This is a genomic window from Bradyrhizobium sp. ORS 375, assembly GCF_000239775.1.
Lineage (GTDB): Bacteria > Pseudomonadota > Alphaproteobacteria > Rhizobiales > Xanthobacteraceae > Bradyrhizobium.
In genome coordinates this window covers 1-9,446 of record NZ_CAFI01000397.1, presented here as the reverse complement: position 1 = coordinate 9,446, position 9,446 = coordinate 1, and the positions used below count along the sequence as shown (strand labels likewise).

At 65.2% G+C, this 9,446-nt stretch carries 6 protein-coding genes; 3 read left to right on the top strand and 3 right to left on the bottom strand.

All coding sequences use genetic code 11. The annotated features are described in order from the left end of the window. Positions 1–128: 128 nt before the first annotated feature. Complete coding sequence (locus tag BRAO375_RS26675; RefSeq protein WP_009030549.1) at positions 129–1,070, top strand: ABC transporter permease; 942 nt, start codon at positions 129–131, stop codon at positions 1,068–1,070. 61 nt (positions 1,071–1,131) lie between these two features. After that, on the top strand, positions 1,132–1,962 hold the full coding sequence (locus tag BRAO375_RS26670) for an ABC transporter permease (RefSeq protein WP_009030548.1): 831 nt from the start codon (positions 1,132–1,134) through the stop codon (positions 1,960–1,962). Positions 1,963–2,213: 251 nt separating this feature from the next. Here the strand turns inward: BRAO375_RS26670 and BRAO375_RS26665 are convergent, their stop codons facing one another. From BRAO375_RS26665 to BRAO375_RS26655, 3 genes are all read right to left on the bottom strand, one after another. Next, positions 2,214–5,312 (bottom strand): MexW/MexI family multidrug efflux RND transporter permease subunit, encoded by a 3,099-nt coding sequence (locus BRAO375_RS26665; protein ID WP_009030547.1) that lies wholly within the window; start codon positions 5,310–5,312, stop codon positions 2,214–2,216. A gap of 80 nt (positions 5,313–5,392) precedes the next feature. After that, the gene (locus BRAO375_RS26660; protein ID WP_009030546.1) at positions 5,393–6,583 is read right to left on the bottom strand and encodes an efflux RND transporter periplasmic adaptor subunit; all 1,191 of its coding nucleotides are present in this window, start codon (positions 6,581–6,583) and stop codon (positions 5,393–5,395) included. Position 6,584: 1 nt separating this feature from the next. Further along, positions 6,585–7,271 (bottom strand): TetR/AcrR family transcriptional regulator, encoded by a 687-nt coding sequence (locus BRAO375_RS26655; RefSeq protein WP_035642390.1) that lies wholly within the window; start codon positions 7,269–7,271, stop codon positions 6,585–6,587. Positions 7,272–7,540: 269 nt separating this feature from the next. Here BRAO375_RS26655 and BRAO375_RS26650 point away from each other — a divergent pair, with 269 nt between their 5' ends. Beyond that, entirely contained in the window at positions 7,541–8,827 is a 1,287-nt protein-coding gene (locus BRAO375_RS26650; protein ID WP_009030544.1) for a cytochrome P450, read from the top strand. The last annotated feature ends 619 nt before the right edge of the window (positions 8,828–9,446 follow it).

Sequence of the window (9,446 nt, the reverse complement as noted above, 5' to 3'; positions counted from 1 at the left end):
TGCCACGAACGCCGATTTCGCTTGGGGCACCCCCCTCCCTGTCCCTCCCCCACAAGGGGGGAGGGAACGCTGGGGGCACGATCGATTGCTCGTCGTGAACATGCTCCTCGGCGCGCGAGGTCCTGATCATGCTGACCTTCCTCGCCCGCCGCCTCGCGCAGATCATCCCGACCCTGATCTTCGTCTCGATCCTGATCTTCTCGCTGCAGCAACTGCTGCCCGGCGATCCCGCGCTGGTCATGGCCGGCGAGGAGCGCGATCCCGCGGTCATCGAGCAGATCCGCAAGCAGTACCGCCTCGACCAGCCCCTGCCCGTGCAATACGGCTACTGGATCAAGGGCGTGCTCTCGGGCGATTTCGGCGAGTCCTTGCGCATCAAGATGCCGGTGCGCGATCTCATCCTGCAGAAGCTGCCGGTGACACTCCAGCTCGCGTCGATGGCGATCGTGATCGCGTTCCTGATCGGGATTCCCGCCGGCATCATCTCCGCCGTGAAGCGCGGCACGGTTTACGACTACGCCGCCAACCTGTTCGCGCTGTGGGGCATCTCGACGCCGAACTTCTGGCTCGGCATCATGCTGATCTTCGTGTTCTCGATCCAGCTCGGCTGGCTGCCCGCCTCCGGCTATGTCTCGCTGGCCGAGGACTGGCGCGCCAGCCTCGCCGCCACCATCATGCCGGCCTTCGTGCTCGGCAACGCCATCGCCGCCATCCTGATGCGCCACACCCGCAGCGCGATGCTGCAGGTCTTGAGCAGCGACTACATCCGCACCGCCCGCGCCAAAGGCATCTCCGAGCGCCAGGTCATCCTGCGTCACGCGCTACGCAACGCTTTGACGCCGGTCATCACGCTGGGCGCGCTGGAGCTCGGCACGCTGTTGTCCGGCGCTGTGCTCACCGAGCAGATCTTCTCGATTCCAGGCTTCGGCAAGCTGATCGTCGACGCCGTCTTCAACCGCGACTACGCCGTCGTCCAGGGCGTCGTGCTGGTCACCGCCACCGTCTACATCATGCTCAACCTGATCGCCGATCTCGCTTACGTCCTCGTCAATCCGCGGTTGAGGAGCTGACATGGCCGAGACCACGCTGTCAGCACCGGGGATCCGCACCCTCGCCCCGCTCGAGCGGCCGATGCAGCGCACCTGGCGCCGCCTGGTCAAGCGCAAGGGAGCCATGGTCGGGCTCGGCCTGATCGCGGCCTTCATCCTGCTCGCGATATCAGCGCCGCTGGTGGCGCCCTATGATCCGATCAAGACCAGCTGGGCCCTGGTGCGCAAGGCGCCGTCGGCGGCGCACTGGTTCGGCACCGACGATCTCGGCCGCGACGTGCTCGCCCGCGTCATCTACGGCGCGCGCGCCTCGCTGATGGCCGGCGCCATTTCGGTCGTCATCGCGCTGGCGATCGGCGTGCCGATCGGCATGCTCGCGGGCTATCGCGGCGGCTTCATTGATGCCCTGATCAGCCGTATCACCGACGCGATGCTCGCCTGCCCGTTCCTGATGCTCGCGATTGCGCTCGCGGCATTCCTGGGCCCGAGCCTCGGTAATGCGATGATCGCGATCGGCATCTCGGCGACCCCCATCTTTGTCCGGCTCACCCGCGGCGAGGTGCTGAGCGTCAAGGTCGAAGAGTATGTCGAGGCCGCGCGCAGCGTCGGCGATACCGACCTGCAGATCGCCGTCAGGCACATCCTGCCGAACATCATGCCGGCGCTGCTGGTGCAGGCGACCCTGTCGGTCGCCGCCGCCATCATCGCCGAGGCCGCGCTGTCGTTCTTAGGGTTAGGCCAGCAGCCGCCGGCGCCGTCCTGGGGCAGCATGCTCAACGCCGCACAACGTTTCCTCACCAACGCGCCGTGGATGGCGATCTGGCCGGGCCTTGCGATCTTCCTGGTCGTGCTGTCGCTCAACCTGCTCGGCGACGGCCTGCGCGACGCGCTCGATCCGCAGCAGGAGGAATGAGGCGCTTCGCGGAGGGCCTCCGCCGCCGCCCCACCCTCCGCCGTCGTCCCGGCCTCCGAGGCGGGACCCATAACCACCGTCAGTCGTTGTTGCGCGAGAGGGTCACTCCGCGCCTGCCTCAAACCACGTCCTGTGGTTATGGATCCCGGCGTTCGCCGGGACGACGGCTGGGGGCGTTGAATGAGCGATCAAACAAAACGGCGGCTGCAAAGGCAGCCGCCGTTGATGTCGTCGAACCATAATCGCGTCCGTCACGTCGCCTTCAGCGCGTGGTCAGTCTCGGCGTCGAACGCCGCGATTTCCTGGGCACGCTTCGACTTGGCGGCGGCCTGGTGGTTGGTGGCGATGACGGTGTAGACGGCCGGCAGCACGAACAGCGTGAACAGGGTGCCGATCGACATGCCGGCGACGACGACCAGGCCGATCGAGAACCGGCTGGCGGCGCCGGCGCCCGAGGCCGTCAGCAGCGGGATCAGGCCGGTGACCATCGCCGCCGTGGTCATCAGGATCGGCCTGAGACGAATGCGCGCCGATGTCTCGATCGCCTGGCGGCGATCCATGCCCTCGTTGAGCTGGAGCTCGTTGGCGAACTCGACCATCAGGATGCCGTGCTTGGTGATCAGGCCGACAAGGGTCAGCAGGCCAACCTGGGTGTAGATGTTCATCGTCGCGAGGCCGAAGAACAGCGGAATCAGCGCACCGACGATCGCCATGGGCACGCTGATCATGATCACCAGCGGATCCCGCAAGCTCTCGAACTGCGCCGCCAGCACCAGGAAGATGATGATCAGCGCGAAGCCGAAGGTGATGGCGAGCTGATTGCCTTCCTGGACGTATTGGCGGGCGTCGGCGAGATAGTCGTGGCTGAAGCCCGACGGCAGATTCTTGGCCTGCTTCTCCAGGAAGTCGACCGCCTGGCCGACGGTGACGCCCGGCATCGGCACCGCGGAGAAGGTCGCCGAGTTGAGCTGGTTGAAATGCGTCAGCGAGTTCGGGTCGGTCGCGGTCTCGATGCTGACCACCGTCGACAGCGGCACCTGCTGGCCCGCCGAGGTCGCCACATAATAGCCCGACAGCGATTCCGGCGACAGCCGTTTGTCGCGCGGCACCTGCGGGATGACCTGGTAGGAGCGGCCCTCGAGGTTGAAGCGGTTGATGTAGTTGCCGCCGAGCAGCACCGCCAGCGTGTTGCCGATCGACTGCATGTTGATGCCGAGATCGCTCGCCTTGCTGCGATTGATCCAGACCTTCACCACCGGCTGGTTGAACTCGAGGTCGCTGTCGGAGACGATGAACATGCCGCTCTTGCGCGCGGCGTCCTTCAGCTTGGCCATCTGCTCGTAGACCGCCTGGAAGCCGTTGGTCGAGCTGATCACCATCTGCACCGGCAGGCCGCCCGGGCCGCCCGGCAGCGCCGGCAGATTGAAGGCGAAGGCGTTGATGCCCTCGATCTTCGACAATTCCGCCTGCACCAGCGGCTTCAGCTTGATCGAGGAGCGCGTGCGCTCATCCCAGGGCTTGAGCAGCATGCCGGCGAAGCCGCCCTGCGGACCTTGGATGCCGTTGAGGATGAAACGCAGGTCGGTCTCGGGAAACTTCTGGAACGCCTTGTCGACCTTGTCTGTGTAGAAATTGATGTAGTCGATGTTGGCGTATTTCGGCGCCTTGGTGATCGAGAACACGATGCCCTGATCCTCCTCCGGCGCAAGCTCCTTCGCGGTGTGCATGTAGAGGAAGCCGACGAGGCCGAGGATGGTCAGCGCGAACAGCGCCGTCACCGGGCGATAGTCGAGCGAGCGGTCGAGCTGGCGGCCATACCAGCGCGTCATCGCGCCGAACACGCGGTTGACCAGCCGCGCGAACCGCCCCTCCTCGGCGCTGCGCAGCAGCACCGAGCACATCATCGGCGACAGCGTCAGCGCGATGACGCCCGAGACGATGACGGAGCCCGCCAGGGTGAATGCAAACTCGCGGAACAGCGATCCGGTGAGGCCGCCGAGGAAGCCGATGGGCGCATACACCGCCGCCAGCGTAATCGTCATCGAGATGACGGGGCCGACGATCTCGCGCGCCCCCTGCAGCGCAGCCTGCACCGGTGCCTTGCCCTCCTCCAGATGGCGGTGGATGTTCTCCACCACGACGATCGCGTCGTCGACGACGAGGCCGATCGCCAGCACCATCGCCAGCAGGGTCAGCAGATTGATGGAGAAGCCGAGCGCCAGCATCATCGTGCAGACGCCGATCAGGGACAGCGGGATCGTCACAACGGGGATGATGACCGAGCGCAGCGACGCCAGGAACAGGAAGATGACGACGATGACGATCAGCACGGCCTCGCCGAGCGTATGCTCGACCTCGTCGATCGACGACTGGATGAACTTGGTGGAATCATAGGCCACCTTCATCTTCATCGATGGCGGCAGGTTGCGCTCAAGATCGGGGAACAGCGCGCGCACGCCCTTGACGATGTTGAGCGGGTTGCCCTGCGGCGTCGCATCGACGCCGATGAAGATGGCGCGCTCGCCGTTGAAGGCGACGCTGGCATCGGTGCTCTGCGCCGCCAGCTCGACGGTGGCGATGTCCTCCATCCGCACGAAGCCGCCGTCCTTGGCCTTGACGATCATCCGCTTGAACTGGTTGACGTCGGTCAGGCCGGTGTTGGTCGTGACGTTGGAGACGATGAAATAACCCTTCGCCTGGCCGGCCGCGGATTGGAAGTTGTTGGCGGCGATTGCCTGCGCCACGTCGGTCGGCGACACGTTGCGGCCGGCCATCTTCTCCGGATTGAGCCAGATCCGCATCGCGAAGGTCTGGCCGCCCAGGATGTTGGCCGCGGCGACGCCGTCCACCGTCGACAGCACCGGTTGAACGACGCGCGTGAGATAGTCCGAGATCGCCGAGCCCGACAGCTCCTCGCTGGAGAAGCCGAGATACATCACCGAGGTCGTCTGACCCGTGGTCTTGGTGACGATCGGGTCGTTGGATTCCTTCGGGATCAGGTAGCGGACCGAGTTGACCTTCGCGAGCACCTCGGTGAGCGCCTGGCTCGGGTCGAAGTTGAGCTTGATGAACACCTGGATCGTGCTGGTGCCCTGCACCGAGGACGAGGTGATGTAGTCGACGCCCTCCGCCGAGGCGACCGCCTGCTCCAGCGGCGTGGTGATGAAGCCCTGGATCAGGTCGGCGGAAGCGCCGGGATAGACCGTCGTGACGTTGACGACGGTGTTGGATAGCTTCGGATATTGCCGGATCGGCAGCACGAACGCCGCGCGCAGGCCGAGCAGCAGGATCAGCAGGCTGACCACGACCGACAGCACCGGGCGCTTGATGAAGATATCGGTGAAACGCATCTCGGCAATCCCGTCAGCAAAGGTCGGATGAGGTCCGGACGGGCCGCCTGATGGCGGCCCGTATTAGCTCAAGAATGTGCTCAGTAGCGCGGCGGTTTTGCCGGCACCGGCGGCGGCGGATCGGTCGAGATCGAAACCGCGGCACCCGACTGGATCTTGAGCTGGCCGACGGCGACGACGCGGTCGCCCTCCTTCAGGCCCTTCAGGATGACCGCACGGCCATTGATGCGGTCGCCGGTCTGCACATAGGTGCGGTCAGCCGTCAGCGTGACCTTGCCGTCGTCGGCCTTCTTCTCGTTGATGACGAACACGGAGTCGCCATACAGCGTGTAGTCGACCGCCGTCTCCGGCACCGTCAGCACCGGCGGCTTCTCCGGCAGCACCACCGTGGTGGTCGCGAACATGCCGGGCTTGAGGATGTGCTCGGGATTGGCGATCGTCGCCTGCACCCGGATGTTGCGGGTGTCGGTCGCGATCTGCGGCTCGATGGTGGTGATCTTGCCCTCGAACGTCTTGCCCGGATAGGCGTCGACGCCGACGCGCACGGTCTGTCCGACCTTCAGCTGGCCCGAGTCCTTCTCCGTCACGGTGAAGTTGACCCAGAGCTGCGACAGATCTGTCAGCGAGACGATCTGCGTGCCGGCGGACAGATACTGGCCGAGCTCGACCTTGCGCACGCCGAGGTCGCCGTCGAACGGCGCCCGCACCAGCTTCTGTGCGATCAGCGCCTCGGTCTTGGCGACGCCGGCCTGGGCCTGGTCGAACGCGGCCTGGGCCTGGTCGACGGTCGCCTGCGGACCGAACTGGCGCGAGGCGAGCTGCTTGGCGCGGTCGAGCGAAAGCTGCGCCACGGTCACCTGGGCCTTGTAGTTGGCGAGGTCGCCCTGCTCCGGCGCGTCGTAGAGCTGCACCAGGGGCGTGCCCTGCTTCACCGTCGTGCCCGGCGTGAACATGATCTCGGTGATCCTGCCCGAGGCATCCGCCGTCACGTTGACCTGATGCACGGCGGCGAGATCGCCGACGGCCATCAGCAGGTTCGGCACGCTCTCCGTGGTCGCCGTAGCGGCGCTGACGTTCAGTGGCGGCGGCTTCATGTTCGCGAAGAACTGCGCGATCATCTTGTCGCGAAACATGTTGAACCACACGAAGCCGCCGACCAGGCCTGCGAGCAGGAGGCCAACGATGATGAACCACAGCACCGGACGAGTGCGCTTGCGCGGCTTGTCGTCGATCGGCTTGCCGGAGAGCTTGGGTTCCGTCGCAATGTTCATGTCATGCACTTTCTGCCGTCGCCGGCCGGGCCGGAGGTTGCGACAATTCGTGGTCGAGATGGTACGCAATCGCGGCGTCGGTCAATCCGATGCCGCGCAGGATGAACTCACTGATCTGGCGCTCCAGGCTCGCTGCGGTTCCATAGTCCACACAGGGGATCGATGGAAGCCGGGTCAAGGCCGCCATCAATACGGTGTGATGCGCGAACCAGAACAGGTCGCGAGGCGCCGCCGCCGATCGCACGGCATCACCAGCAGCGACTGCACTTTCGAGACAGTTAACGAATTTGGCGCCGATCAGATCATCGATCTTGGTGTACAACAGCCGCGCGAACTCGCCATCGTCGAGATGGCTCGACGCCATCAGGCGCAACCGCTGCTCTTCCTCGTCATCGGGCCCGTCGGCGATGCCGAGGAAGTGCCGGACCATGCCGGCCATCATCCTGACCAGCGTGCCGGTCGAAGGTTCCTGTCCGAGCAGCAGCTCGAAATCCGGATCGGCCTCGCATTCCTCGCTCAAGATCTCGGCATAGAGCGCCGCCTTCGACGGGAAATGCTTGAACAGCAGCGCTTCCGAGATCGCGGCGGCCGCGGCCACGCTCTTGGTCGTCGTGCCGGCATAGCCGTGACGCGCGAAGCAGCGCTTGGCCGCTCCGAGGATCAGCTGCCTCCGGAGATCGCTTGTCATGCGCAAACTGGACATCGCCTGTGAGTAAATACTCACTTGATCCATGTCAAGAAATATGCCGCGGCGCAGCACCGTGGAGCGGTCAAGTCCCTGAAATGACTGGGAGAGAGCGGCGGCGCCGAAGGCAATTTCGTACCGCAGCAACAAGGCGGTTCTGCGGCACGCTCCGGTGGTGACGGCCCGGATCGACACCACCCGGCGGATTTTCTTCCGCCGCTGACCGTGCGACGGTCGCAGCAATAACGAAGAATCGACCGGGAGAACCAGAGATGACCGACGACGCAGCGCTCGCCGACGATTTCGATCTCGCGCGCCTGACGCCCGGCTTCTACGCCGACCCCTACCCGACCTATCGCGCGCTGCGTCAGCATGCGCCGGTCAAGCGGATGCACAACGGCTCCTATTTCCTCACGCGCTACGATGATCTCGTCACCGCCTACAAGGCGACGAAGGCGTTCTCGTCCGACAAGAAGCGTGAGTTCGCGCCGAAATACGGCGCGTCGCTGCTCTACGAGCATCACACCACCAGCCTCGTCTTCAACGATCCGCCGGCGCATACGCGCGTCCGCCGCCTGATCATGGGCGCGCTGTCGCCGCGCGCCATCGCCGAGATGGAGCCCGCGCTGATCGCGCTGGTCGACGGGTTGCTCGACCGGATCGCGGCGAAGGACCGCTTCGAGCTGATCGAGGACTTCGCGTCAGCCATTCCGATCGAGGTGATCGGCAACCTGCTCGGCGTGCCGCACGAGGAGCGCGGCCCGTTGCGCGATTGGTCGCTCGCGATCCTCGGCGCGCTGGAGCCGGTGCTGACAGAGGAGCAGTTTGCCCGCGGCAACCGAGCCGTCGCCGACTTCCTGGAATATCTCGAAACCCTGGTCGCGCGCCGCCGGGCGGCCCCGGGCAATCCGGAGCGCGACGTGCTGACGCGGCTGATCCAGGGCGAGGCAGACGGCGAGCGGCTGAGCGAAAAGGAGCTGCTGCACAATTGCATCTTCCTGCTCAATGCCGGCCACGAGACCACGACCAATCTGATCGGCAACGGCCTCGTCCTGCTGTGCCAATATCCGGCCGAGCGGAAGAAGCTCATCGAGGCCCCCACCCTGATCCGCACCGCTGTCGAGGAAATCCTGCGTTACGAAAGCTCCAACCAGCTCGGCAACCGCATGACCACCGAGCCGGTCACGCTCGGCGACATCACGCTCGACGCCGGCACCTCCGTCACCCTGTGCATCGGCGCCGCCAACCGCGACCCTGCCCAGTTCGACGACCCCGAACGCTTCGACATCACCCGCCTCGCCAACCGCCACCTCGCCTTCGGCACCGGCGCACATCAATGCGCGGGGATGGCACTGGCGAGACTGGAGGGTGCTGTGGCGATTGGGCGGTTTTTGGCAAGGTTTCCGAACTATCAGCTCGCTGGTGAACCGGTGCGTGGCGGGCGGGTGCGGTTTCGCGGGTTTGCGAGTGTGCCCTGTGTGGTCGAGGAGTGGGGCACGGACCACGCCCGTGGGGCGCGAGTTGCACCAATTCAGTCAGTTGATCGTAGGGCGGATTAGCGAAGCGTAATCCGCCGCCGACAATCGGAATGCTCTCAAGAGACTGCGTCGACCAGGAATATCGTCCATCACACGCGGCACTCAGGGAGGCATTGTGGCATGCAAGATCAATGTCGCCGGCGCGGCGGATTACGCTTCGCTAATCCGCCCTACGCGCTCTCACTCCTCACCCCGAGGAGCCCGCCGCAGGCGGGCGTGTCGAAGGGCGAGGCCCCAATCGTGGCCTCATGGTTCGAGACGCGCCTTCGGCGCTCCTTACCATGAGGGGAAAATCCGAAACCTGGCCACAGAAATTACTTTCTTTTTTTCAGAATTCATGTATATCTTCGCTCCGTCCCGCCTCACACGAGGGACGCTTCGCGGTCGTCACGAACGTCGAGGCGGGATGCGGTGGGCGTGTCGGTGCTGCGGCGTGGATTTCCAGCCGGACGAACGGCAACGATGCGCACGGTCAAGTCGCGTGGTCCTGACACCCCGAAGCTGGTGTCACGTTCGCGTCGGCGCTCACGCGCCGCGCGGGCAACGGTGGCCAGAAAGCCCGGCGCACCGGGGAGAGCGCGAAGCAGCCGTCAGACCATCGCGCGGGGAATGCCGGGTGTTCTCGGCTGAACCTGTGGTT

Excerpts from the sequence above, each read along its gene's own strand:
- BRAO375_RS26655 (WP_035642390.1), bottom strand. The coding sequence starts at position 7,271 with ATGACAAGCGATCTCCGGAGGCAGCTGATCCTCGGAGCGGCCAAGCGC.
- BRAO375_RS26650 (WP_009030544.1), top strand. The coding sequence starts at position 7,541 with ATGACCGACGACGCAGCGCTCGCCGACGATTTCGATCTCGCGCGCCTG.
- BRAO375_RS26675 (WP_009030549.1), top strand. The coding sequence starts at position 129 with ATGCTGACCTTCCTCGCCCGCCGCCTCGCGCAGATCATCCCGACCCTG.
- BRAO375_RS26665 (WP_009030547.1), bottom strand. The coding sequence starts at position 5,312 with ATGCGTTTCACCGATATCTTCATCAAGCGCCCGGTGCTGTCGGTCGTG.
- BRAO375_RS26660 (WP_009030546.1), bottom strand. The coding sequence starts at position 6,583 with ATGAACATTGCGACGGAACCCAAGCTCTCCGGCAAGCCGATCGACGAC.
- BRAO375_RS26670 (WP_009030548.1), top strand. The coding sequence starts at position 1,132 with ATGCAGCGCACCTGGCGCCGCCTGGTCAAGCGCAAGGGAGCCATGGTC.